Here is a 26,224-nt window from a genome sequence, read left to right as displayed (position 1 = left end):
ATGAGAACAAATGCCTTTATCCTGCTTTGCCTTATGGGGCTGTCCGGACTTTCCGCACACGCCCAAACAGAATCGCGCAATGAGACAAACGACCCCAAGGTCAATATAGGCATCAAGGCAGGATTTAATTCCACCATGTTCTTCATCGACCATTTTACATTAGGAGAAAATGAGCTGCAAGATATCCAGAACAACTACAAGATAGGATATTTCGGAGCCTTTTTCTGCCGCTTCAATTTTAAAAAACACCATTTCCTACAAACCGAATTTTCGTATAACGTTTCAAAAGGGAGTATTTCGATTCCGAATGATGTAAACAATGCAGGACTAATAGATGACAATGCCTTGGTAAAAACAGACATCCATTCTATCGACATGCCTTTGCTTTATGGTTACAAATTCGTAGATGCCTATCCATACGGCATGGCATTCTTTATCGGACCGAAAGTTGCATACGCATGGGAAAAACATACCAAAAGCGAATATTCCGGGTTTTATCAGCAAGGAATCAAAGAAGAAATACGTCCCTTCAGCTTTAGTGGAGTAGTCGGACTTGCAGTCAATGTATCAAACATTTTTTTCGACTTCCGCTATGAAATCGGATTACACGATTGGGTTCAATCCATCACATACGACAAGACACTGACTGAAAATCCTTATAATACCCAAGACATTTCCCTAAAACGTCGCCGGAATGTATTAAGTTTCTCAGTAGGTGTAATATTTTAACATCAAATTATTTTATCAAAAAAACATACAAATATGAAAAGAGACGATTTAATTTTCAACATTATCGAAAGAGAACACCAACGTCAACTGAAAGGCATAGAACTGATTGCTTCCGAAAATTTCGTAAGCGATGAAGTAATGCAAGCCATGGGGTCATGCCTCACTAATAAATATGCCGAAGGTTATCCTGGCAAACGCTATTATGGAGGTTGTGAAGTTGTAGACCAAAGCGAACAACTCGCCATCGACCGCATCAAGAAAATCTTCGGTGCCGAATGGGCAAACGTCCAGCCTCACTCTGGAGCACAAGCCAATGCAGCCGTATTCCTTGCAGTATTAAACCCTGGAGACAAGTTCATGGGACTGAATCTGGCACACGGAGGACACTTATCCCACGGTTCGGCCGTCAACACTTCAGGCATCATCTACACACCTTGCGAATATAACCTGAATAAAGAAACCGGACGTGTAGACTATGACCAGATGGAAGAAATCGCACTACGCGAACATCCCAAATTGATTATCGGAGGTGGTTCTGCCTATTCACGCGAATGGGATTACAAACGCATGCGCGAAATTGCAGACAAAGTAAATGCCATTCTGATGATTGACATGGCTCACCCAGCCGGACTGATTGCTGCCGGTCTGCTCGACAATCCAGTAAAATACGCACATATCGTAACGTCTACTACTCATAAAACTTTACGAGGACCACGTGGAGGCATCATCCTAATGGGAAAAGACTTTCCCAATCCTTGGGGAAAGAAAACGCCCAAAGGTGAAATCAAAATGATGTCACAATTGCTTGACTCTGCCGTATTCCCCGGTATCCAGGGTGGCCCGCTGGAACATGTGATTGCAGCAAAGGCTGTCGCCTTTAATGAAATCCTCCAACCCGAATGGAAAGACTATGCTTTACAAGTAAAGAAAAATGCCGCTACATTAGCACAAGCATTGATAGACCGCGGATTTACCATCGTATCCGGCGGTACAGACAACCATTCGATGTTAGTAGACCTGCGAACCAAATATCCCGACCTGACCGGAAAAGTAGCTGAGAAAGCGTTGGTTTCGGCAGATATTACCGTAAATAAGAACATGGTTCCGTTTGATACCCGTTCAGCATTCCAAACCTCTGGAATCCGTTTAGGAACTCCAGCCATTACGACACGGGGTGCAAAAGAAGACCTAATGTATGAAATTGCCGAAATGATAGAAACGGTATTATCGAACGTAGACAATGAAGAAGTGATAGCTTCCGTTCGTACCCGTGTAAACAACACGATGAAAAACTATCCCTTATTTGCATATTAAATGTATAATATAAAAAGCTTATGAAAAAAACAAGTTGTATGGCTATCTTACTGAGCGGATGCTTGGTACTTAGCGGTTGTGGAAGTTTAAACAACACCGCCAAAGGAGGAATGATTGGAGGTGGTGGCGGAGCAGCTTTGGGTGCCCTCATCGGAGGTATTGCCGGTCATGGAAAAGGCGCAGCAATCGGTGCTGCTGTAGGAGCTGCCGTAGGAACAGGCGCAGGGGTCTTGATTGGTAAGAAAATGGATAAGGCTGCCGAACAGGCTGCGCAAATCGAAGGAGCAGAAGTAGAACAGGTTACGGATAACAATGGCTTACAAGCCGTCAAAGTAACCTTCGATTCGGGCATCTTATTTGCTACCAGCAGCTCTACCCTGAGCACTTCTGCCAAAGCGGCTCTAAGCAAATTTGCCAACAACGTATTAATCCAAAATCCCGATATGGATGTAGCCATCTATGGATATACCGACAATACGGGTTGGAAAAACAGCACCGCAGAACAAAGTGTACAGAAAAATCAAGCCCTCTCACAAGAACGAGCACAAAGTGTATCCAGCTACCTTCTCAGTTGCGGTACTACTGCCTCACAAATCAAAACAGTGGAAGGATTGGGCGAAAGCAATCCGGTTGCAGACAACAGCACCGAAGCAGGCCGTCAAGAAAACCGGCGTGTAGAGGTATATATGTATGCCAGCCAGCAAATGATACAAGCAGCCGAAGCTGGCACATTGCAATAATATGGCAGAACAATACTGAATCAAGGATATTCAGTAAATGACCTCAAAAATTAAATGGCATATGAAGATGATTGCCTATACTCATCTCATATGCCATTTTTATTGGATTCTCACTTATGTTGTATAAATCCTGTTTTATACTTCTTGCGGCATTAATTTGTGCATTTTGTCGCTTGTCACATTTGTCAAGCTGGATTTGTGCCTGTACACTTTATGTCTACCGGTTGCTTTTCCAAGCCAAACCCTAACATCAGCTTAGTCCGACCATCCAATCTCCATGACTACCTTGTTTGTAAGATTATTAATCTTCATGCCGGAAGATTATTAATCTTCACGCTGTAAGATTAATAATCTTACAAGCAAGGCAGCTATATTGCGGAGAGAACAAAGCTTGATTGTCATGCCGGACGTGTAAGCCGGCGTAATTGAAGAAGCGGATTGACAATCCGGTGTGACACAGGCAACAGAAGTAATACCGACTGTGTGTATTCCATTAAAATGCACAATTCCACACTGTTCAAAATATAAGCTTTGTAATTCTGCATTTCTAGGAATAGCCAGAGTTAAATGCATAGCAACCGGCATACTCCCAAACATCGAACAGAAAAAAGACCGCTTCTCCCGAAGCAGTCTTTTTAACATCCAATTGAATTTGTTAGGGTTAGTATAAGCATTTGTAAATGCTAAGTGTGGTGCAAAGATACAACTTTATTTGATTACTTGATAAAAACTTTCCCAATTATTATTGAATTCCATCATAGAATGGAAAAGAAAGTTAGCTCCTTCTTGTGTCAATACTTCGTCAGGTAAGGGGCCGGTATTTACAGCTACTGTAAAAATGCCTGCCGCTACTCCTGCTTTTACTCCCAATGGGGCATTTTCTACCACGATGGCTTCGTTTGCTTTTACCCCTGCTTTCTGGAGTCCCATAAGATAAGGCTCCGGATTGGGCTTTCCGTATTTGACATCAAAAGCCGTTACCATTAATTCAGGTCTGAAAATATCCGGAAAGTTTTTATTGAGCCGTTCCAATAATGATTTTTGACCTGAACCGGTGACAATGACCGGTGTTAATCCTTCTCCTTTTATTTTTTGTAATAATTCGTATGCGCCCGGCATACGTTCTGCTTGGGGTAATGAATTGAAAATTTCGGATTTGGTTTCGTAGATGTTTTCAATTTCTTCATCCGTCGCTTCTTTCTTCCGCTGGCGGGCGCTTATGATGTTGATAGTATCTGCTCCCGTACGCCCTTCGTGCAAATAAGCCTCTTCAGGAGACATTTGTAGGTTGTAACGTTTCATCGCTTCGTGCCACGCTGCCGCATGGTTTTTCATGGAGTCGAACAATACGCCGTCCATGTCGAATAATACAGCTTTCAAGTCGAGTGACCCGAAGCGATGTGCTTGCAGATAAGTCCGAATTGCTTCTTCAAACATAGGCTACTTGTTCAAACGGGCTTGGATAGCTTTCGATTCTGCTTCGTATCCCGGTTTGTTCAGCAAGGCGAACATGTTTTTCTTGTAAGCTTCTACACCTGGCTGGTTGAACGGATTGACTTCCAGCAAATAGCCGCTGATACCGCATGCTTTTTCAAAGAAATAAATCAGCTCGCCCAGATAGAATTCATTCAGCATCGGAACGCTGACGCGCATATTGGGCACTCCTCCGTCTACATGGGCCAATTGAGTACCTAATTCTGCCATCTTATTGACTTCATCAATGCGTTTTCCGGCAAGGAAGTTCAGACCGTCCAAATTTTCTGCATCGGTAGGAACTTTCAATTCATGGTTAGGTGTCTCGACAGATACTACGGTTTCATAAATGGTACGTTCGCCTTCCTGAATCCACTGTCCCATTGAGTGTAAGTCTGTAGAGAAGTCTACCGAGCTTGGATAAATGCCTTTGTGGTCTTTTCCTTCCGATTCGCCGAACAATTGTTTCCACCATTCCATGAAATAGTGCAGTTTAGGCTGGAAGTTGACGAGGATTTCAATTTTCTTTCCATTCTGGTACAGTTCATTGCGAGTTGCCGCATATAAGGCAGAAGGATTTTCCATCAGGTTCTCGCTGGCACATACCTTTTCCATTTCGCGTGCTCCGTTTACCAGCTGTTCGATATCGAATCCTGCCACGGCAATGGGCAACAGACCTACCGGAGTCAATACAGAGAAACGTCCGCCTACATTGTCAGGAATGATAAACGACTTGTATCCTTCTTTGTCGGCAGTAGTGCGGGCTGCACCTTTCTTGGCATCGGTTACAGCTACGATAACTTTGCGTGCCATTTCTTTACCGCGTTGTCTTTCGCATTGCTCTTTCAACAAACGGAATGCGAGGGCGGTTTCTGTTGTTGTTCCTGATTTGGATATGTTGATGATACCAAACTTTTTATCTTGCAAGTAAGAGGTCAACTCGTACAGATAGTCTTCGCCGATGTTATGTCCTGCGAATAAAATAACGGGCTGGCCTGCTTTTTTCTCTTTCAGCCATGCAAAACTGTCAGACATCGCTTCGATAACGGCACGGGCACCCAAGTAGCTTCCTCCAATGCCGGCAACAACTACTACTTCACAATTTTCACGTAATACTTGAGCTGTAGCTTTTAAATCGTCCAAGTGTTCTTGAGTGATAGAAGAAGGCAGGTGCAGCCATCCCAGGAAATCGTTTCCAAGGCCGGTGCCTTTTTCCAGAGTTTCCATACAAGCTTTTACTTTGGGTTCGTAAGAAGCTAATTTTTCTTTAGAAATGAATCCTAAAGTCTTTTCGATGTTAAGTTTGATATTTTCCATAATAGTATATGTATTTTATCTGAATGAATCAGTCAGTAATTTTATCTCAATCATGGGAGAAATGCGTTCGTACAGGATGTTGTAGACAGCATCTACTATCGGCATATTCACATGCAGGTGCTTGTTCAGTTCTTTGATGCATTTTGTGCCGTAATAGCCCTCTGCTATCATTTCCATTTCGATTTGTGCACTTTTCACCGAGTATCCTTTGCCTATCATGGTACCGAACACACGGTTACGGCTGAAGTTGGAATAAGAGGTAACGAGCAAATCGCCTAAATAAGCCGAGTCGTTGGTGCATCGGTCTACCGGATGTACCGTGTCTAAGAAACGGTTCATCTCTTGCAGGGCATTCGAGACCAATACAGCCTGGAAATTATCTCCATACTTCAGACCGCTGCAGATACCTGCCGCTATGGCGTATACGTTTTTCAACACCGAAGCATATTCGATTCCTGCCACATCCGTATTTACGGAAGTCTTGATATATTGTCCGCTCAGCTGGCGGGCAAACATTTTGGCTTTTTCGATGTCTTTACATCCCACGGTAAGGTAAGAAAGACGTTCCAGAGCCACTTCTTCCGCGTGGCAAGGACCTGCCAGTACGGCGATGTTTTCTTCGGGCACATCATACATCTTGTGAAAATAATCGGATATGATCATGTTTTCATCGGGTACGATACCCTTGATGGCTGTTACGATGAACTTGTCCCTTAGCTTCGTTTTCAGCTTTTTCAGGTGTGCTTTCAAGTAAGGTGAAGGAGTGACGAATATCAGCGTATCCGATTCTCTCACTACTTTGTTTATATCCGATGAAAAGTTAATGCATTTGATGTTGAAGCGCACACTGGTCAGGTAAGCCGGATTATGCCCCAACCGCTTGAAGTCCTCGATGCGGTCGTCTCGGCGCATATACCAGTTTATCGTACCGGCTTGGGCAAGGACAATCTTTGCGATAGCCGTTGCCCAGCTTCCTCCACCCATGATTGCTATTTTCCCGGGTAATTTCATGTTTGTTTTTTACTTACATGATTTTACTTATCCATGCTGCGATTTCGTCAACACTTGGATTAGCCAGTCCCAATTTATATTTCTTGTTTACTCCGCAGATGTCCATTTGCAGCTTTTGCGGATTAACTTCTTTCATGTCTGATACCAAATTATATCCTGCTTTTTGGATAAGCGGGACCCATTCTTCAGGAATGCCTAAAGCAGTAAATTTTTCAGTTTTATCTTTAGGGGTCACCTTTTCGGGACGCATCTGCGGGAAGAACAATACTTCCTGAATGAAAGTCTTGCCCGTCATAAGCATAACCAGACGGTCAATTCCGATTCCGATACCGCTTGTAGGAGGCATACCGTATTGCAGGGCACGCAAGAAGTCCTGGTCAATAATCATCGCTTCATCATCGCCTTTGTCGGCTAAGCGCATCTGTTCCTTGAAGCGTTCTTCCTGGTCTATCGGGTCATTCAGTTCCGAGTATGCATTGGCAAGCTCTTTCCCGTTTACCATCAGTTCGAAACGTTCGGTCAGTCCGGGTTTCGAGCGGTGCATCTTGGTAAGGGGCGACATCTCTACGGGATAATCGGTGATGAACGTGGGTTGTATAAAGGTGCCTTCGCAGAACTCGCCGAAGATTTCATCAATCAGCTTGCCCTTGCCCATGGTGTCGTCGATTTCCATGTTCAGCTTTTGGCACACTTCGCGGATTTGTGCCTCGTCCATGCCAGTCAGGTCATAGCCGGTCTTTTCTTTGATAGCTTCCAGGATAGGCAAGCGGCGGTAAGGCGCCTTGAAGCTGATGATGTTGCCGTCAATTTCACGTTCGGGCTTTCCGTTTACGGCGATGCAGACGGTTTCCAACAGCTTTTCGGTGAATGCCATCATCCAGTTGTAATCCTTATACTGTACGTACAGTTCCATACAAGTGAACTCCGGATTATGATTGCGGTCCATTCCTTCGTTGCGGAAGTTCTTGCCGATTTCGTATACACCTTCGAATCCGCCCACTATGAGCCGCTTCAGGTAAAGCTCCGTAGCGATACGCAGGTACATGTCGGTATCAAGAGCGTTAAAGTGGGTAATGAAGGGCTTGGCGCTTGCACCGCCTGCAATGTTCTGCAAGGTAGGGGTCTCTACCTCCGTATAGCCGGCTTCGTCCAGTACGCGGCGGATGGTACGTATCACCGTAGCGCGTTGCATGAAGATGTCTTTCACTCCGTCATTTACTATCAGGTCCACGTAGCGTTGGCGATAGCGCAGTTCGGGGTCTTCGAACTTGTCATACGCCACGCCATCCTTGTATTTTACAATGGGAAGCGGGCGGAGCGATTTCGCCAGCACGGTCAGCTTCTGCGCATGGATGGATATTTCTCCCATCTGAGTTCGGAATACAAAACCTTCAATGCCGATGAAGTCGCCTAAGTCGAGCAAGCGTTTAAATACCACATTATATAAATCTTTGTTTTCATCCGGACAGATGTCATCACGGGTGATATATACTTGGATACGTCCTTTCGAGTCTTGTAGTTCGATGAAAGAAGCTTTCCCCATTACACGACGTGACATCATGCGTCCTGCAACTGATACTTTGCGCGGTTCTGCCTCGTCATCCTTGAATTCGGCTTTTATATCGGTTGAAAATGCATTAGTTACATACTCGGCAGCAGGGTACGGTTCGATGCCCATCGCTTTCATCTCATTCAGACTGTTACGCCTGATAATCTCCTGTTCACTTAGTTCTAATACGTTCATTTGTCAGTACATTAACTCAATTTCGCTACAAAAATAAAAAATATTTTGCAATCTATCCCTATGTTCACCATTTCTTTTTATGAATTCCATCTTAAGCTGGCAGCTTCTAACTTCTTTTGCCTCTTGGAAAATGCTTTCGTTAGTACCCTATCGGCAAGACATCGAAGCCCATTTATTAAAATTTTACTCATTTTGTTGGGTAATGCCGATTAATTCGTTACCTTTGGGGATGTTTCTAACGATATGAAAAGCATTATGAAAGTCATTATTCTGCAAACCGATATTTGTTGGGCAAATCCAGCAACGAATCAAAAGCATATTGAAAAGATGATGGAGGCGCATACGGGAGCCGACCTTTATGTGCTGCCCGAAATGTTTTCGACCGGTTTTTGTACGCAGCCTGAGGGAGTGGCAGAGACGGAATGCGAATCACTTCGATGGATGGAGCAACAAGCAAGGAAACGCGAATGCGCTATTGCCGGAAGCATAGCAACCGAAGAAGACGGTAAATATTACAATCGTTTTTATTTTGTATACCCTGATGGGCAGGTATGCTGGTACGACAAAAAGCATTTGTTCACATACGGGGGCGAAGATAAGCATTATACGCCTGGCAATAAACGTGTGATTGTTCCGTTTCGGGGCGTACGCTTCCTGTTGGAAGTCTGCTATGACCTGCGTTTTCCTGTCTGGTCGCGCAATCGGGGCGATTACGATGCCATCCTTTATGTGGCAAGCTGGCCGACACCACGCGTGGAAGCATGGAAAATGTTGCTCCGTGCCCGTGCCATTGAGAATCAGTGCTATGTAATAGCCGTGAACCGTGTGGGTAAGGACCCTACATGTGAATATTGTGGGGGAAGTGCTGTAATAGACCCTTACGGACACACACTAGCTGCCTGCAAGGACGAGTGTGAGGAAGGAACTGAAGCCATCGTGGATATGGACAGTTTGGAAGTTTTCCGCAAAAAGTTTCCCGTACTGGACGATGCCGACGGATTTTCTTTGTCTTTTTCCACTACAGATTATTAATTGATTAAAATGAAAAAATTCATCACGAAAACACGAAATCCAGTTAATGATTAATGTCAATGTGTGGATAACTAATCACAGAGAATAGCCTCATTGCTGTTATCATTTTTTATTATTACATTTTGGATTCATGTTATTCGATGGTGAACCAATAAACACATTTATGGAAAATAGCGAAAAATTTTTATTATTGGGTGACCAGGCAATAGCTTTGGGAGCCATCCATGCAGGGATTTCAGGGGTATATGCCTATCCGGGAACTCCCTCAACCGAGATTACGGAATACATACAAGATTCGTCTCTGGCAAAAGCCAGAGGATTACACAGTACCTGGTGTACTAACGAGAAGACTGCAATGGAAGCGGCTTTAGGAGTTTCGTATGTGGGCAAGCGTGCATTGGTATGCATGAAACACGTGGGCATGAACGTATGTGCCGATGCTTTTGTTAATTCTGCCATCACGGGAGTGAACGGCGGTATCGTAGTTGTAGCGGCAGACGATCCTTCAATGCACTCATCGCAGAACGAACAAGACTCTCGTTTTTATGGCAAGTTTGCAATGGTACCTGTCTTAGAACCTTCATCGCAACAAGAGGCATACGATATGATGGCATATGCCTACGAACTTTCGGAACGGGAAAAACTTCCTGTACTGATGCGTATTGTAACTCGTTTGGCACACTCACGTGCAGCGGTGCAAGTGAAAAGTTCATTTCTTGATGTGACTTGTACGGGAAGGGAATCAGTACCTTCCGATTGGGTATTGCTGCCAGGTAATGCTCGCCGGCGCTATCTGGAAGTAATTGCCGCCCAACCCCAACTGCTTCAGTTAGCGGAAACTTCTCCTTTCAATAAAACCGTATCACGCGAAGGAAAGGCTGAACGGGGCATTGTAGCATGCGGCATCGGTTATAACTATGTGATGGAAAATTATCCCGAAGGATGTCCGTTCCCGATGGTAAAGGTATCGCAATACCCGCTCCCGATGAAACAGATAGCCGACCTGGCAGAGTCGTGTAAGGAAATACTAGTGGTGGAAGACGGCCAGCCTTTTGTAGAAGAACAATTGAAAGGTTTGCTTCCTTCTCCCTACGTAGTGAAAGGACGTCTGAGCGGAGACTTGCCACGCACCGGAGAATTAACCCCTGATAGTGTGAAGATAGCATTAGGCATTGCCAGCGTAGAGGTGTATGCTCCTGCGCAACATTTAGTACCGCGTCCACCTGCCTTGTGTGTTGGATGCGGCCATCGTGACGTATATGATGCATTAAACCGTGTGGCTGCCGAATATCCAGGTGCGAAAATCTTTGGTGACATCGGATGCTATACGCTGGGAGCGCTTCCTCCGTTCCGTGCATTAAATAGTTGCGTGGATATGGGTGCGTCCATCACAATGGCGAAAGGTGCGGCAGATGCCGGACAATTCCCTGCCATTGCGATTATCGGAGACTCTACATTTACTCATTCAGGAATGACCGGTCTGTTAGATGCAGTGAACGACAAAGCAAACATCACCGTAGTGATTTCGGATAATCTTACCACAGCCATGACCGGCGGACAGGACTCGGCAGGCACCAACAAATTTGAAGCCATCTGCCTGGGGCTGGGCGTAGAGCCAGAGCACGTACGCGTGGTAGTTCCTCTGCCTAAGAATATGGATGAAATTACCCGCATCATCCGCGAAGAAATCGAGTATCGGGGCGTATCGGTTATTATTCCGCGACGTGAGTGCATACAGACATTAAACCGTAAGTTGAAAAAGAAAAGAGCAGAAAAGAAATGAAAACAGACATTATACTTTCAGGAGTTGGTGGACAAGGTATCTTGTCCATTGCTACCATCATTGGAGAAGCCGCCACCCGTATGGGGTTGGCATTAAAACAAGCCGAAGTACACGGGATGAGTCAGCGTGGGGGCGATGTGCAGTCGAACCTCCGTCTTTCGGACAAACCTATTGCGTCCGATCTTATCCCTTTAGGAACAGCAGATATGATTCTTTCGCTTGAGCCAATGGAGGCGTTGCGTTATCTACCTTTTTTGGCTAAAGACGGATGGATTATTACTTCGTCTGCTCCGTTCAAGAACATCTCTAACTATCCAGATGAACAAGCCTTGACAGATGAACTGAAAGCACAGCCCCACGTAGTGTCACTCGATGTGGAACAATTGGCGAAAGAAAACCAAATGCCAAAGTCTGCAAATGTAATTTTACTGGGAGCTGCATCGGCATTCCTCAAGATTCTCGACCCTGCCACGTTACGCGAAAGCGTGGGACGGATATTCGCCTCGAAGGGAGAAGAAGTCGTGCAAATGAATTACCGTGCTTTCGACATCGGTCACAACTATGTGAAAAAGCTTGGATTTGTGAAGGAATAATAATGCAGGTCCATACTGATTTTCGCAGATTATTGCGATTCATTTATATTGCTGTTTCAAGTGTCCATCGTCAATTGAAATAATCGATTAATCTGCGAAAATCAATATTTTCAAATTGTAAATTATTATATATATTATATGAGCAGTATATTTAATAAGGAATTGGTTGCAGAAGTGGCACGCGAGTTGAAAGTCGCCGACTTGCAAAATGCCACTATCGGCGATGTGTTGCTTGTAGCATCCCGTTTAGAAGAACTGACGGGCATTCCGTTTATCCGTATGGATCAAGGTTCTCCCGGACTCCCGGCAAACAAGGTAGGTATTGAGGCTGAGAAGAAAGCTCTTGATGCGGGATTGGGAGCACAATATCCTGCTGCAGCCGGTGTTCCCGAACTGAAGGAAGCAGCATCCCGTTTCGTAAAAGCATTTATTGATATTGATATCTCTCCTCGCGCATGCATACCTACTACAGGCTCGGTAGCAGCATCATTTGGAGCATTCATTGCCTGTACCCAGCGTATTCCAGGTAAAGATAAAGTGCTTTTCATCGATCCTGGTTTCCCTATCCAGAAGTCGCAACTCCGTATACTGGGCGTAAAATGGGAATATTTTGACATCCACGATTTTCGGGGAAATCCGCTTCGGACCAAACTGGAGAGTTATCTAGAGAAAGGAGATATAGCGGCGATAGTTTATTCTAATCCGAATAACCCTGCATGGATATGTCTGGAGGAAGAGGAATTGAAAATCATCGGCGAACTTGCCACCCGCTATGATGCTGTGGTAATGGAGGACCAGGCTTATTTCTGTATGGATTTCCGCCACCCGTATGGTCATCCGTACCAAGCTCCGTTCGTGCCTACCGTGGCACGCTATACCGACAATTACATCCTGATGCTTTCTGCCTCGAAAATATTCAGCTATGCCGGTCAGCGTATAGCCTTGGCTTGCATATCCGACAAGCTTTTCGACCGTCAGTATCCAGCGTTGGCAGAGCGGTATGAAAACTTGGGAGTATTTGGTCCCACTTTAATCGCTTCCATTCTTTATATGATTACTTCGGGATGTACTGCTACTACCCAATACGGAATGGCAGAGATGCTTAACCGCTCGGTTTCGGGTGAAATCAATTTCGTAGAAGATGTACGCGAATACGAGCGTCGTGCCCGTCGGATGAAGCAGATATTCACAGAAAACGGTTTTACCATTGTGTACGATAGAGATGTGACCCAACAGGTGGGCGACGGTTTTTTCTTCACATTAGGTTATCCGGGTATGACTGGAGGAGAACTTCTTTTAGAATTGATGTATTACGGAGTGAGTAGCATTTCACTCTCTACTACCGGAAGCGAGCAGCAAGGTGTTCGTGCTTGTACCTCGCGGATGTGCGAAGAACTTTATCCGGTGTTGGAAGAACGGATGAAAGCGTTTCATGAGGACCACAACATAATGAATAATAAACAATGAAAATTGTAATTGATAGCAATGAGCCATGCTCAGCCTTAAATTATTAACCATTAATTATTAACAGATTAAATGATTTGGAATCCCAATAAAGAATGTATGCCTCGCGAACAGTTACGTGAGCTGCAAGGCAAACGGTTGCAAAAGCTTGTTGCCTACGTTTATCATAATGTGCCGTTCTATCGGCATAAGATGCAAGAAATGGATTTGATGCCTGAAGACATCAGGAGTATTGATGATATCGTGAAGCTTCCCTTCACCACTAAGCAAGACCTGCGTGACAACTATCCTTATGGACTGATGGCAGCACCGAAATCGGAAGTAGTGCGAGTACATGCCTCATCGGGAACAACTGGAAATCCAACCATCGTGGGCTACACACGCAAGGACCTTGCGATATGGTCGGAGGTGATGTCGCGTTGCCTTTCGGCATATGGCGTGACACGTGAAGATACTTTCTCTGTGAGTTATGGGTATGGATTATTTACAGGAGGTTTAGGAGCGCACTACGGAGTAGAAAACCTAGGTGCCACGGTAATACCAGCTTCGACTGGCAACACAGAAAAACACGTGCGACTTATTCGTGATTTAAAGATTACGGGCATTGCCTGTACCCCATCGTATGCTCTCTACCTAGCAGAAACAGTAGACAAGATGGGCATTAATAAAAATGATTTAAGCCTGCGTATCGGAGCATTCGGAGCTGAACCGTGGACAGAACATATGCGGCAGGAAATACAGGAACGACTAGGGCTGAAAGGATATAACCTGTATGGCTTGAGCGAGATTATGGGACCGGGTGTGTCATGCGAGTGCGAGGCACAGCATGGATCGCATATCCACGAAGACCATTTTTATCCTGAAATCATTGACCCTGTTACCTTAGAGCCTCTCCCTATTGGAGAACAAGGTGAATTGGTATTCACCACACTTACCAAAGAAGGGATGCCTTTACTACGTTACCGCACCAAAGACCTTACTTCGCTGATGCCCGGCGAATGCGCTTGTGGGCGTACCAGCGTACGTATGACTCCCATTATGGGGCGGAGCGATGACATGCTGATTATCCGTGGTATCAATGTCTTTCCTTCACAAGTGGAAAGTGTGATATTGAGCATGAAGGAGTTCGAACCACGATATATGCTTGTAGTAGACCGGGTAAACAATCTCGACACCTTACAAGTACAGGTGGAAGTTCGGCGTGATTACTTTAACGACGATATCGGCGGTATGCTAGCTTTGAGAAAACAGTTGGCAGACAAGTTGAAGAGTGTGCTTTCCATCAGTGCTGACGTGAAATTAATGGAACCGAACAGCATTCAACGCAGCCAGGGCAAATCACAACGTGTAATAGATAAACGGGTATTGGTGTAAAAATTTGTTCCAGATAGTTTTACAGGACATATTTAGAGTTTAGTCAACTTAAAATAAAAAACTTATGACAATTAAACAATTATCAGTCTTCTTAGAAAACAAAACCGGACGAATCAACGAAGTAGTACGTATCTTGGGGACGAACGGTATCAATATGCATGCTTTCAGTATGGCGGAGACAACAGATTTCGGCATTCTCCGCTTAATAGTGTCTGATGTAGACAAAGCAGTAGAAGTACTTCGCTCACATGATTTTGCCGTGATTTCCACAGATGTCGTTTGTTTAAGTTGTGTCAATGAACCAGGTGCATTGGCAGTCATTTTGGAATACCTGGCACAAGAACAGATTTTTATCGAGTACATGTATGCCTTCGCCCAAAACGACCGGGCGAACGTGGTCATCAAGCCTAACGACCTGAAGCATTGCCTGGAAGTGCTTCAAGCCCACCAATGCGATGTATTGACCTTTTGACAATTTATTCACTAATTTTCTGTTTTACAGTGATGACTTTTACATTCCACCATCTGTAGGAACAAGGTCTTGCCCACTTATACGTTATTCACGTTTATGCTTCCAAGCAGGCAACTCCTGTTCTTACAGAAGGTTGGTGAAAAGAGCCTTACAAACAAAAAATTGTTTTCAACCGGAAACTTGTATCCGATTTGTCAATTGCCTATTGTATAGAAATGCAATTCATTTTCCAGCTTGCGCACGCGCTCTTGCAGGTCTTCTATCCGCCGGAGCAGGTGTCGGATGGCATCAATGCCTTCGATGTTAATCGACAAGTCGTAATACAGATGGGTGTAACGCTCCAGTTCGCCCAATTGGGAAGCCGGGAAATAACCGGTATTTCCGATAATTTCTACATCTATCAGTCCGCCTTCGCCTAACATCAGTACGAAATCCGGCTCGATGTCGCACCGTTCGCAATAATCGTTTATGATAATCAAATCGTTTTGCATAATCTTTGAGTTTTTAAGTTGTTGAGTTTGAAACACAGATTTTCGTGGATTAAAACAAACGATTAAGAACAATAATCTGCGATAATCCGCATTAATCTGCGTTTCAATAAAAGCATCACGCTCCTTTTTGCAACTCCCGGAAGAGGTCTTTCTGATGTTCCGTGAGCGAAGTCGGGATAGTTATATGATACGTTACCAGCAGGTCGCCGAAACTGCCTTCTTGCTTGTAGACCGGAAAGCCTTTGCCCTTCAGGCGCACCATCGCGCCGTTTTGCGTGCCGGGACGCACCTTCAGTTTCACTTGCCCGTCGAGCGTATTCACCGTGACCTCGCCGCCCAACACAGCCGTGTAAAGGTCGATGGTGACATCGGTATACAGGTCGTTGTCTTTCCGCTTGAATACAGGGTCATCGCCCACTACGAACGTGATGTACAAGTCGCCGTCCGGACCTCCGTTGGCACCTTTCCCGCCATGGCCTTTCAGCTTGATGACCTGCCCGTCCGCCACGCCTGCAGGCACCGTGATACGCAAGGTTTCTCCGCCCACGGTAAAAGTCTGCTTATGCGTCGCCGCCGCCTCACGCAACGTAAGGTGCAGCTCCGCTTCGATATCCTGCCCTCGGAAGGCTCCTCTTCCCCGCCGGCCACTTGCACCTCCACGGTGCCCGAACAGTTCTTCGAAGAAATCGGAGAAGCCTCCGGTATTTCCGCCAAATCCGCCGGTAAAATGCTGCCCGTCGGTAGAATACCAGTATTCCGTTCCGCCGGCGGCATCTCCCTGACGTGCCTGATAAGCCCTCTGCTGTGCTTCGAACTCATCGGCATGCTTCCAGTTCTCCCCGTAAGCGTCGTATTTCTTTCGCTTCTCGGGGTCGCTCAATACCTCGTTGGCCTCGTTTATCGCCTGAAACTTTTCCTTCGCGCTCGGGTCGTTCGGGTTCAGGTCCGGGTGATACTTGCGTGCCAGCTTACGGTATGCTTTCTTAATGTCGTCTTGAGTTGCCGTTTTGTCAACTCCCAAAATGCTGTAATAGTCTATGTAAGCCATATAGTCAGTTGTTTTTTTACGCGAAAAGGAACAAAATATATGCCAATGACATTATTTTAACTATCTTTGCACTAACCGACAATTTGTCACATCACATAAAAACCAAACTTATGCATATCCGAAACTATCTTATGGCGTTGCTCGGCGCCGGAAGCATGCTGGGCGTACAGGCATCGAACACCGAAGAAATTACCATCAAACTGCTGGAGACAAGCGACGTGCACGGGGCTTATTTCCCCTACGACTTTATCAACCGGCGCCCACAGAAGGGCAGTCTGGCACGGATTTCCACCTTCGTGGACGCCCAGCGCAAGCAATACGGCGACAACGTACTGCTTTTCGATAACGGAGACATCCTGCAAGGACAGCCCGTAGCCTATTACTACAACTACATTGACACGACCTCGACCCACGTATGCGCCGCAATGCTCAACTACCTGAAATACGATGCGGGCAATATGGGGAACCACGACATCGAGACAGGACATGCCGTATACGACCGCTGGGCGAAGCAATGCCGCTTTCCGATGCTGGGCGCCAACATCATCGACCGGCGCACGGGCGAGCCTTACTTCCCTCCATACCGCGTGTTCGAACGCAACGGAGTGCGCATCGCCGTGCTGGGGCTTATCACACCCGCCATCCCCTCGTGGCTGCCCGAAACGATGTGGAGCGGACTGCGCTTCGAGGATATGGAAACATGCGCGCGCCGATGGGCAGGCATTATCGCCGCCAAAGAGCATCCCGATGTATTGGTAGGGCTGTTTCATGCCGGACCGGAAGGAAACCTGCTGGATAACGTAGTAGAAAACGGCTCGGAAGCGGTGGCACGCAACGTGCCGGGCTTCGACATTGTATTCATGGGGCACGACCACCGCCGCCTGTGCAAGAAGATATGCAACGCGGAAGGTGACTCGGTATTGCTCATCAATCCTGCCAATGCCGCCCGCACCATAGCCGACGTAACCCTGAAAGTGACGCGCCAAGACGGCCGCATCCTGAAGAAAACGGTTGAAGGCAAGCTGAGCGATGTGTCCTCCCTTCCCGTCGACGAAGACTTCATGCAGGCGTTCGACCCGCAATACCAAGCCACGCTCGGTTTCGTGTCGCGCAAGATAGGAAGCATCCGGCAAACCATCTCCACGAAAGACGCCTATTTCGGCTCTTCGGCATTCATCGACCTGCTCCACCAGCTCCAGCTCGACATTACAGGAGCCGACATCTCGTTCTGCGCCCCGCTCTCGTTTGATGCTGAAATCAAGGCGGGCGACATCTACATGAGCGACATGTTCAACCTCTACAAGTACGAAAACCTGCTCTACACGATGCGCCTTACCGGACGCGAAATCAAAGGTTTCCTCGAAATGTCGTATGCCTTGTGGACCAACCGGATGCAATCACCCGATGACCACCTGCTCCTGCTCAACGACAAAGACGAAGGTTTCGGCCGCCTGAAGAACCCAAGCTTCAACTTCGATTCGGCGGCAGGCATCCTTTACACGGTAGATGTCACCAAGCCCGAAGGCGAGAAAATCACCATCACGAGCTTAGCAGACGGCACACCGTTCGACCTTGACCGCACCTACACCGTAGCCGTCAACTCGTACCGGGGCAACGGAGGAGGTGACTTGCTGACCCGAGGGGCAGGCATCCCAAAAGAAGAACTCCCCCGGCGCATCGTCTTTTCTACCGACAAAGACCTGCGCTATTACCTGATGAAACGCATCGAAGAGGTCGGGACACTCGACCCGCATCCCTTGAACCACTGGCGTTTCATCCCCGATGAGTGGGTAAAACCTGCCGCTGAACGCGACAGGAAAGTATTGTTTGAATAATCCGCCACAGATTACGCAGATTTAGATAATTGATTAAAAAGAAAGCACTCCATTGAATAAGAAAATCAAATCTATCCCTATTCTGATAATCACCGCTTGTCTGGCTCTCACCTCGTGCGCCACCGCTTCCTTCTCGAAATACAAAGGAGTGGGGCGCATCAAGCGGTATGAGATTTACAGCGAGCAAGTGCCCGACTCTTTCAACGGGTTCCGCATCGCTTTTGCTTCCGACTTCCATTACGAAAGCCGGTTTGACGCCAAGCGCCTGCATGGAGCCATCCGTGCCTTGCAAGCGGCAGATGCAGATGTCCTCTTATTGGGAGGAGACTATCGCGGACGGGAAGGAGGAGATATGGAAGAACTGTTCTCGGCACTGGCACAGGTAAAGACACGTTTCGGCACATACGCCGTCATGGGCAACCACGAACGGGGAGAAAGCGATACGTTGGTGCGCCGCGCCATGGCACATACGGGAGTGCGTCTGCTGGAACATAAAACGGATACCTTATGGAAAGGAAACGAATACATCCTGATATGCGGTATCCGCAATCCGTTCGACCTGAAACGGAACGGCGTATCGCCTACCCTTGCGCTTCGTGCGGAAGACTTTGTGGTAATGCTGGTACATACCCCCGATTATGTGGAAGACACGGACGTATCGAACACCGACCTTGCCTTGGCAGGACATACGCATGGCGGACAAGTCAGCCTGTTCCGCCGGTGGAGTCCTGCACACTTCTCCAAATACGGGAACCGCTTCCTCACGGGACTGAAGCACAACAGCCAGGGCATCCCCCTCATCATCACCAACGGGCTGGGCACCTCGCGGAAAGACATTCGCCTCTTCACGCCCAGCGAAGTGGTAGTAGTAGAACTCAAACAACAATTCCCCAAGCCATCAAAATAATTGGAGTTTCTGATTGGGTCATATTATCAATCCAGATAGCATCTTTTTATAGTTTCCATATCAAAACCGTACGTTCTCCATATCGAAAACATACGGTTTCCATATGGAGAACGTACGGTTTTGATATGGAGAACGTAAAAAGAAGACAGTCAGAAACAGAAACTGAATCTTTCAATCATACATTTATTCGTATCTGCTGAACAAACGTAGAAACAGTTTCTTCCAGGTTTTATTTTTAACCGATGATTTCGTATATTTGCAGAACATTCAAAACATTCACGTATGACACACATCATTCAATTAGAAGGAACTGATAAACAATTATACCCATTGATCGGACCGCTTGTAATGAATCCTGATGTACTCCGATACAACAACCGATACCCTTTCAAAACCGGGAAAAAATTCCGTTGGTACATTGCCGTCAACAAACAAAATGAAGCCATCGGTTTTATTCCGATTGAAAATAAAGCGAGCGAATGCCTCATTAATAATTATTACGCACAAAAGGAAGGGCATGATAAAATCCTGACCGACTTATTACAAACCGTATGTGCCGACTATACAGGCGATACACCCCATCTGACCGCACTGGTACAGACTGTGCATAAAGAATTGTTCATCAGACTAGGTTTCAGCACCATCAAGGAATGGAAGCTTTACATAAAAATGGAAAGAAAATGAAAGAGACAACAGCTAAAAATGTCTACCAGCTGGCACAAGAACGGCTTGACATTATTTTCAAGGAATTTGACAATGTATATGTATCCTTTTCGGGTGGAAAAGACAGTGGGGTCTTGCTGAACATGTGTATCGATTATATCCGAAGTCATAAGCTGAACCGCAAGCTGGGAGTTTACTTCATGGACTATGAAGTGCAATACAAAATGACTATCGACTATGTAGAACGTATCTTTGAAGCAAATAAAGACATTCTAGATGTATACCGCATCTGCGTCCCATTCCGGGTAGCTACCAGCACATCAATGTACCAATCCTACTGGCGCCCTTGGGAAGAAGACAAAAAAGACATCTGGGTACGCCCCATGCCCAATGATGCCACTACCGCAGACAATTTTCCAGGATTCAAGCCAGAAATGTGGGATTACGACTTTCAACTTTACTTTGCCAGTTGGCTTCATGAAAAAAAGAAAGCCATACGCACCTGTTGCCTGGTAGGAATCCGCACACAAGAGAGTTTCAACCGCTGGCGATGCATCTACCAGACTCCTAAAATGTTATTATACCACCGCTATATCTGGACTTGCAAAATTAACAATGACATCTACAACGCTTATCCACTCTATGATTGGCGCACCTCCGATGTATGGGTAGCCAATGCAAAATTCGGCTGGGACTACAATCATCTGTATGATTTATACTACAAAGCAGGAGTCAGTATCGAACGTATGCGCGTAGCCAGTCCGTTTATCGGAGAAGCCATCGAAAGCCTGTCTCTTTATAAAGCAATCGACCCCGACATGTGGGGACGTATGATAGGCCGTGTGAACGGAGTCAATTTTGCCGGTATCTATGGTTCTACCCATGCTACCGCCCGCAACAAAATCAAACTTCCCAAAGGCTACACATGGAAATCATTTATGTTTTTCCTCCTATCCACCCTTCCCGAAGAAACAAGGAACGGCTACCTGCGCCGCTTAGATGTCAGCATTAAATTCTGGCGGAACAAAGGAGGATGTTTGAGCGATGAAGTCATCCAAAAACTGATTGATGCCAAAATACCTATAGAAATCGTGGACAAAAGCAACTACAAAACCCATAAACATCCTGTACGTATGGAATATCAGGAAGATATCGACATTCCCGAGTTCCGCGAAATCCCTACTTACAAACGAATGTGTATTTGCATCTTACGAAATGACCATGCCTGCAAATACATGGGATTCTCGCCCAACAAGGAAGAAATCAGCAAGAAAAACCAAATAATGGAAAATTACAAACATATCTGGAGATGAGAAAGAAAAAAGAACAACTTGAGGAACCTATCCCCCAAAACTATAAAAGTCCGGTATACAATGTCATTGCCGTACCAGTAGAAAAAGTACATGCCAACGATTACAATCCGAACAAAGTGGCACCGCCTGAAATGAAATTGCTCGAATTGTCTATTTGGGAAGATGGCTTTACCATGCCTTGTGTGTGTTACTACGACCATGAAAAAGATGAGTATATACTGGTAGACGGTTTTCACCGATATAGTGTATTAAAAAAATCAAAACGCATATACGAACGTGAGAAAGGTATGCTTCCGGTAGTAATAATCGATAAAGACCTGTCAAACCGTATCGGTTCTACCATCCGACACAACCGCGCACGGGGAACACACGATGTAGACCTTATGTCGCACATCGTATCCGAATTGGACAAAGCTGGCATGAGCGACCAATGGATAATGAAAAACATCGGGATGGACCGCGATGAACTGCTCCGCCTGAAACAGATATCCGGACTTGCCGAACTTTTTATCGATAAAAACTTTACGATTCCACCAGCTAAGCCCACTTATCTGCCCGACCCTGAAAATACAGAAGAAAATGCTGTAAAGAGCGAAATCGAAAAATAAATGCCAAGAAGAGGAATAGAGGAAAGTCTAGGAAAAAACGTTCCACGTATAGGAAACTGCCTTATAAAGCTATTAAGCAGCTTGTGATTTTCTTTGACTTTCTCTTCCTTAGAAGCTGTTTTGAATTTCTCCAAAAAGTTTTTCTTGGCTTGATGTATCCGTTTTCGTGTGTGCTTTGGGCGATTTTTTGGTCCTTTCCGCTCCTGTTCTTTGTCAGATAGCCCGCTATCTTCCTCATCACAGAAGCGAAAATGCCTCAAAAACTCATCCCAAATCATCGCACGATAAATTCAAAACAGCTTCTTATTTTATAATCGGACTACTTCACCATCGAAAGCCAGATGCACACAAGGCGGAAGTTTTCTCTCAACCTCGGCATGCAGGCCTAACTGATGGCTGATGTGGATAAAATAGGTTTCACGCGCCTGTATACGTCCTGCCTGGTTCAACGCCTCTACCAAAGACTGGTGTGTAGGATGAGGCTGGATGCGCAAGGCATTCATAAACAGACAATCCACCCCATTCACGTATGCATACGACTCATCAGGCAAATAAGACATATCAGTAATCCATGCCATTTTGCCAATACGAAAACCCAATATAGGAAGCCGGCCGTGCATCACACGAAAAGGCACAACCTCGACCGAATGACCTGCATCGTTTGTGACCTGAAAAGGCACGTATGGCTCGATTTTCGTCAGTGGAATACGGGGAACACCCGGATAAGGATGCTCGTCGAAACAATAAGGAATACGTTTTACCAAACGGTCTGCCGTATAAGCCTCGGCATATACCGGCACATCCCGAAACTTGCAAAACGGACGTAAATCGTCCAGTCCGCCCACGTGATCGTAATGTTCGTGAGTAATCAATACACCATCTATGGGATGAAAATCAGGCAAACGAAGGGCTTGCTCCCGAAAGTCAGGTCCACAATCTATTAAGATACGAACCCCTTCTGTTTCTACCAGTGCCGAACAGCGCAATCGGTTATCACGCGAGTCTGCACTCGTACAGACCGGGCACGTACACCCAACCTGCGGCACACCTGTGGAAGTACCGCTTCCCAATACCGTTATCTTCATATACTAATGAGTTTGTGAGTTTGTAAGTTTGTGAGTTTGTGAGTCAAAACGTTTAAGAGTTTAAAACTTAAAAACTTAAGAACTTAAAAACTTAAGAACTTAAGAACTAAATATAATTCACTTCGGGCACAATCACGATGCCGAACTTTTCTTTTACCGAATCCGCCACATCCTCTGCCAAGCGGCGGACCTCTTCACCCGTAGCTCCCCCTAAATTCACCAATACCAATGCCTGCTTATCGTGCACGCCTACTTTCCCTCGCTTTTTACCTTTCCATCCACACCTGTCTATCAGCCATCCGGCAGGCACTTTCACCTTCCCTTCTCCAGCCGGATAATGAGGCATATCAGGATATGACACACGCAACGCTTCGTACTGAGCCAACGGAATCACCGGATTCATAAAGAAACTTCCCGCATTCCCCACCTCCACCGGGTCGGGCAATTTGGCTTTCCGGATGCGGATTATCACGGCACGCAACGTCTCGAGCGTAAGCTCCTCATGGGCTTTCTCCAGTTCGGCACGGATATTCCCGTAATCCAAATGCCACACCGGCTTCTTGCTTAACCTGAAAAAGACCTTAGTCACGATATAGCATCCTTTCATCTCTCGCTTAAAAACGCTTTGGCGATAGGCATAACGGCATTCGGCATTCGAGAAGCGGCGATGTTCACCCGTGGCTATGCATAATGTATCCACCTTTGTTATCAAGTCCTTCACTTCGACTCCGTATGCGCCGATATTCTGCACAGCCGAAGCCCCCACTTCTCCAGGTATTAACGAAAGGTTTTCGGCTCCATACCAGCCATGGGAAACGGCATATGCCACAAATTCGTCCCACACGACACCCGAACCGACACACACTTCTACCTCCTCCTCATTCTCACGTACCACACGGATACCTTGAATGGCAGAATGAAGTACCGTACCGGAGAAATCATCCAAAAAGAGCAGGTTACTCCCGCTTCCGACAGGCAAAAGTGGCAAAGGAGTATTCTTTTGCCTCAGAAACGCACAAAGTTCTTCTTCCGATTCGTATTCTACAAACCGTTTGGCATGTACATCCATACCAAACGTATTATGAGACAACAAGGAATAATTTCGTAAATCTTTCATTCTCTTTGTTTTTATTGAAGAAGCTGTCAATCGCTCAAATCCTCAAACTGTTTCAACCTCCATTCTCCACCCCGACGCTTGAAGTACAATGTATTGCTGAATCCATTTCCGAACCCTTTAAATTCAATGATTTTCGTATCTGTATCAGGCAATGACTCTTGTCCATAATGCACATTGGTCAACCGTTCCTTCAACAAAGGCGGACGAAACGAGAACCATTGCCCTTCATCAAGTGTAGTTTCCAGAATCTGAAATTCATCTTCCGGATCAACCGTCACAAACGACAACGGATTGGCAAGTCTTTCAGCCTGAAAAACCGAATCGTTGGCAAAACGATAATAAAAATCGAAGAAGTCTTCCTTTCCCTCTTCCGCCTGTGCCAGTTTCTCCTGATTGATTGCTTCCAGAAACCAAGTCTCACTGACACGCTGGAAGTAATAACGTTTCACCTTCCGTTCTTTCAAATAAATCCAATCCACTTGCACACTCCGTACAGCCGTATCTTTCTCCAATTCCATTTCCTCTTCCTTATCAAAAAGTACGGTATACACCAAATCACGGCTGAACAAAGGATCATACTTCCACTCATCTTTCGCTATACGTGCCACATTCTTCCCTTTGTAAAAAGAAAGAGGAAACATCACACGCGAATGTTGGAAACGTTCATTCGAAGCAAAGTTGTAGAAAAAGTCGGCAAAACTCTCATCGGCTGTAGCCGGAATCACTTCCGGACGGACAGGAGCCGTGTCAATCACCATCGTGTCGGGCGCGGCAGACAACGAATCTATCTCACTCGTCAGCGTCTCAAAAGGATCTATCTTTTTCTTTCCACCTCCGCAGGAGGTTGTTGCCAATACAAGCAAACAACATCCGAATACAATTTTTTTCATATTTAGTGCTTCTGAAAAATCAAGCGCAAAATTACTTCTTTTTTTCTTTTATTGGATAAAAGACCTGTAGTTTTCTTTTTTGTCGGAAGAAAAAGACAATAATTCAGTTTAAATCCTTACCTTTGCGCTAAAAATAAGAAAACTAAAGAATAGGTTATGATAACGAAAATAGAAGAATTACTTCAAGAAGTAGATCAGCTGAACGCCCAGAACACAGAAGAACTGGAAGCGCTCCGCATCAAGTACCTGAGCAAAAAGGGAATCATCAATGCCTTGATGGCAGACTTCCGGAATGTGCCCGCCGAACAGAAGAAACAAGTGGGCATGAAACTGAACGAACTGAAAACCCGTACACAAGAACGCATAGCCGCCCTGAAAGAGACATTCGAGAACCAGGATGCCGACATGTCGGGCATTGACCTGACCCGTACGGCCTATCCCATCGGACTGGGCACACGCCATCCGCTGAACATCGTGCGCAACCAGATCATTGATATCTTCAGCCGTCTGGGATTCACCATTGCCGACGGTCCGGAAGTGGAAGACGACCTGCACGTATTCACAAAGATGAATTTCGCTCCCGACCATCCGGCACGCGACATGCAGGATACCTTCTTCGTAGAGACCAATCCGGACGATGTGACCAAGAACATCATCCTGCGCACGCATACCAGTAGCGTACAGGCACGCACCATGGAAGTGACCCAACCTCCTATCCGTGTCATCTGCCCGGGACGTGTGTACCGCAACGAAGCCATCAGCTACCGTGCCCATTGCTTCTTCCATCAGGTAGAAGGACTGTATGTAGACAAGAACGTATCGTTCACCGATCTGAAACAGGTCTTGCTGCAATTTGCCCAAGAAATGTTCGGACCTGAAACCAAAATCCGTCTACGCCCTTCCTATTTCCCGTTCACCGAACCCAGTGCCGAAATGGATATCAGTTGCCACATCTGTGGTGGAGAAGGATGTCCGTTCTGCAAATACACCGGCTGGGTGGAAATTTTGGGATGCGGCATGGTAGACCCTGCTGTGCTCGACGCATGCGGCATCGACAGCAAAGTTTATTCGGGCTATGCCTTCGGCATGGGCGTAGAACGCATTGCCAACCTGAAATACAAGGTGAAGGACTTGCGCATGTTCTCGGAAAACGACACCCGCTTCCTTGAAGAATTCGAAGCGGCAAACTAAATAAACAGTTAATAGTTAATAATTAATAGT

At 46.0% G+C, this 26,224-nt stretch carries 26 protein-coding genes; 15 read left to right on the top strand and 11 right to left on the bottom strand.

All coding sequences use genetic code 11. The annotated features are described in order from the left end of the window. The 3 genes from B5F25_RS00625 to B5F25_RS00615 are packed head-to-tail and all read left to right on the top strand — an operon-like array spanning position 1 to position 2,783. A complete protein-coding gene (locus B5F25_RS00625) occupies positions 1-729 on the top strand; it encodes a porin family protein (RefSeq protein ID WP_087246945.1) in 729 nt (242 codons plus the stop codon). Positions 730-762: 33 nt separating this feature from the next. Beyond that, complete coding sequence (gene glyA / locus B5F25_RS00620) at positions 763-2,043, top strand: serine hydroxymethyltransferase (RefSeq protein WP_087246943.1); 1,281 nt, start codon at positions 763-765, stop codon at positions 2,041-2,043. Positions 2,044-2,063: 20 nt separating this feature from the next. Continuing rightward, on the top strand, positions 2,064-2,783 hold the full coding sequence (locus B5F25_RS00615) for an OmpA family protein (protein WP_022039883.1): 720 nt from the start codon (positions 2,064-2,066) through the stop codon (positions 2,781-2,783). Between the two features lie 324 nt (positions 2,784-3,107). Here the strand turns inward: B5F25_RS00615 and B5F25_RS21000 are convergent, their stop codons facing one another. The 5 genes from B5F25_RS21000 to lysS form a co-directional block, all read right to left on the bottom strand. After that, positions 3,108-3,425: a hypothetical protein gene (locus tag B5F25_RS21000; protein WP_140406832.1), complete on the bottom strand. Its 318-nt coding sequence runs from the start codon at positions 3,423-3,425 to the stop codon at positions 3,108-3,110. Positions 3,426-3,491: 66 nt separating this feature from the next. Then, a complete protein-coding gene (locus tag B5F25_RS00610; RefSeq protein WP_022039884.1) occupies positions 3,492-4,220 on the bottom strand; it encodes an HAD-IA family hydrolase in 729 nt (242 codons plus the stop codon). Positions 4,221-4,223: 3 nt separating this feature from the next. Then, positions 4,224-5,573 (bottom strand): glucose-6-phosphate isomerase, encoded by a 1,350-nt coding sequence (locus B5F25_RS00605; RefSeq protein WP_022039885.1) that lies wholly within the window; start codon positions 5,571-5,573, stop codon positions 4,224-4,226. A 15-nt stretch (positions 5,574-5,588) separates the two neighbouring features. Continuing rightward, positions 5,589-6,584 carry an NAD(P)H-dependent glycerol-3-phosphate dehydrogenase gene (locus B5F25_RS00600; protein WP_087246941.1) on the bottom strand — a complete coding sequence of 332 codons (996 nt, stop codon included), beginning with the start codon at positions 6,582-6,584 and terminating at the stop codon, positions 5,589-5,591. A gap of 13 nt (positions 6,585-6,597) precedes the next feature. Beyond that, complete coding sequence (gene lysS, locus B5F25_RS00595) at positions 6,598-8,328, bottom strand: lysine--tRNA ligase (protein ID WP_087246939.1); 1,731 nt, start codon at positions 8,326-8,328, stop codon at positions 6,598-6,600. Positions 8,329-8,583: 255 nt separating this feature from the next. On the opposite strand from lysS, the gene B5F25_RS00590 reads away from it, so the two are divergent. From B5F25_RS00590 to B5F25_RS00565, 6 genes are all read left to right on the top strand, one after another. Next, positions 8,584-9,360, top strand: a complete 777-nt coding sequence (locus B5F25_RS00590; RefSeq protein WP_087246937.1) for an amidohydrolase — start codon at positions 8,584-8,586, stop codon at positions 9,358-9,360. Between the two features lie 163 nt (positions 9,361-9,523). Beyond that, complete coding sequence (locus B5F25_RS00585) at positions 9,524-11,143, top strand: indolepyruvate ferredoxin oxidoreductase subunit alpha (RefSeq protein ID WP_087246935.1); 1,620 nt, start codon at positions 9,524-9,526, stop codon at positions 11,141-11,143. After that, positions 11,140-11,736, top strand: coding sequence for an indolepyruvate oxidoreductase subunit beta (locus B5F25_RS00580; RefSeq protein WP_022039889.1), 597 nt, complete (start codon positions 11,140-11,142; stop codon positions 11,734-11,736). The genes B5F25_RS00585 and B5F25_RS00580 overlap by 4 nt, the downstream gene beginning before the upstream one ends. Positions 11,737-11,874: 138 nt before the next feature. Next, positions 11,875-13,203, top strand: a complete 1,329-nt coding sequence (locus tag B5F25_RS00575) for a pyridoxal phosphate-dependent aminotransferase (protein WP_087246933.1) — start codon at positions 11,875-11,877, stop codon at positions 13,201-13,203. Positions 13,204-13,272: 69 nt separating this feature from the next. Then, entirely contained in the window at positions 13,273-14,574 is a 1,302-nt protein-coding gene (locus tag B5F25_RS00570; protein WP_022039891.1) for a phenylacetate--CoA ligase, read from the top strand. Between the two features lie 64 nt (positions 14,575-14,638). Further along, positions 14,639-15,046 carry an amino acid-binding ACT domain protein gene (locus B5F25_RS00565; protein WP_022039892.1) on the top strand — a complete coding sequence of 136 codons (408 nt, stop codon included), beginning with the start codon at positions 14,639-14,641 and terminating at the stop codon, positions 15,044-15,046. A 194-nt stretch (positions 15,047-15,240) separates the two neighbouring features. On the opposite strand, the gene B5F25_RS00560 is transcribed toward B5F25_RS00565, so the two are convergent. Together B5F25_RS00560 and B5F25_RS00555 are read right to left on the bottom strand one after the other, a co-directional pair. Continuing rightward, positions 15,241-15,537: a chaperone modulator CbpM gene (locus tag B5F25_RS00560; protein ID WP_022039893.1), complete on the bottom strand. Its 297-nt coding sequence runs from the start codon at positions 15,535-15,537 to the stop codon at positions 15,241-15,243. A gap of 115 nt (positions 15,538-15,652) precedes the next feature. Further along, positions 15,653-16,585, bottom strand: a complete 933-nt coding sequence (locus B5F25_RS00555) for a J domain-containing protein (RefSeq protein ID WP_022039894.1) — start codon at positions 16,583-16,585, stop codon at positions 15,653-15,655. 131 nt (positions 16,586-16,716) lie between these two features. Here B5F25_RS00555 and B5F25_RS00550 point away from each other — a divergent pair, with 131 nt between their 5' ends. From B5F25_RS00550 to B5F25_RS00530, 5 genes are all read left to right on the top strand, one after another. Next, a complete protein-coding gene (locus B5F25_RS00550; protein ID WP_241148324.1) occupies positions 16,717-18,420 on the top strand; it encodes a bifunctional metallophosphatase/5'-nucleotidase in 1,704 nt (567 codons plus the stop codon). 64 nt (positions 18,421-18,484) lie between these two features. Beyond that, positions 18,485-19,327: a metallophosphoesterase gene (locus B5F25_RS00545; protein WP_087209540.1), complete on the top strand. Its 843-nt coding sequence runs from the start codon at positions 18,485-18,487 to the stop codon at positions 19,325-19,327. Between the two features lie 282 nt (positions 19,328-19,609). Beyond that, positions 19,610-20,011, top strand: a complete 402-nt coding sequence (locus B5F25_RS00540; RefSeq protein WP_087246929.1) for a hypothetical protein — start codon at positions 19,610-19,612, stop codon at positions 20,009-20,011. Further along, positions 20,008-21,303, top strand: a complete 1,296-nt coding sequence (locus tag B5F25_RS00535; protein WP_087213046.1) for a DUF3440 domain-containing protein — start codon at positions 20,008-20,010, stop codon at positions 21,301-21,303. The genes B5F25_RS00540 and B5F25_RS00535 overlap by 4 nt, the downstream gene beginning before the upstream one ends. Continuing rightward, positions 21,300-21,911, top strand: coding sequence for a ParB/RepB/Spo0J family partition protein (locus B5F25_RS00530; RefSeq protein ID WP_022039899.1), 612 nt, complete (start codon positions 21,300-21,302; stop codon positions 21,909-21,911). Before B5F25_RS00535 ends, B5F25_RS00530 begins: the two co-directional genes overlap by 4 nt. Here B5F25_RS00530 and B5F25_RS21425 read toward each other — a convergent pair. From B5F25_RS21425 to B5F25_RS00515, 4 genes are all read right to left on the bottom strand, one after another. Next, entirely contained in the window at positions 21,851-22,189 is a 339-nt protein-coding gene (locus B5F25_RS21425; RefSeq protein WP_162614335.1) for a hypothetical protein, read from the bottom strand. The genes B5F25_RS00530 and B5F25_RS21425 overlap by 61 nt on opposite strands. 30 nt (positions 22,190-22,219) lie before the next feature. Further along, positions 22,220-22,996: an MBL fold metallo-hydrolase gene (locus B5F25_RS00525; RefSeq protein WP_087246927.1), complete on the bottom strand. Its 777-nt coding sequence runs from the start codon at positions 22,994-22,996 to the stop codon at positions 22,220-22,222. Between the two features lie 106 nt (positions 22,997-23,102). After that, positions 23,103-24,113 carry a UDP-N-acetylmuramate dehydrogenase gene (gene murB / locus B5F25_RS00520; RefSeq protein WP_087246925.1) on the bottom strand — a complete coding sequence of 337 codons (1,011 nt, stop codon included), beginning with the start codon at positions 24,111-24,113 and terminating at the stop codon, positions 23,103-23,105. Positions 24,114-24,139: 26 nt separating this feature from the next. Then, a complete protein-coding gene (locus B5F25_RS00515) occupies positions 24,140-25,003 on the bottom strand; it encodes a DUF4348 domain-containing protein (protein WP_022039903.1) in 864 nt (287 codons plus the stop codon). A gap of 156 nt (positions 25,004-25,159) precedes the next feature. On the opposite strand from B5F25_RS00515, the gene pheS reads away from it, so the two are divergent. Beyond that, on the top strand, positions 25,160-26,194 hold the full coding sequence (gene pheS / locus B5F25_RS00510) for a phenylalanine--tRNA ligase subunit alpha (RefSeq protein WP_022039904.1): 1,035 nt from the start codon (positions 25,160-25,162) through the stop codon (positions 26,192-26,194). Positions 26,195-26,224 lie beyond the last annotated feature (30 nt).

The sequence above is a fragment of the Bacteroides sp. An19 genome (assembly GCF_002160215.1).
GTDB lineage: Bacteria > Bacteroidota > Bacteroidia > Bacteroidales > Bacteroidaceae > Phocaeicola > Phocaeicola intestinalis.
Note: the sequence above shows the minus strand (reverse complement) of the source record. Positions and strands in the feature narration are given on the sequence as shown.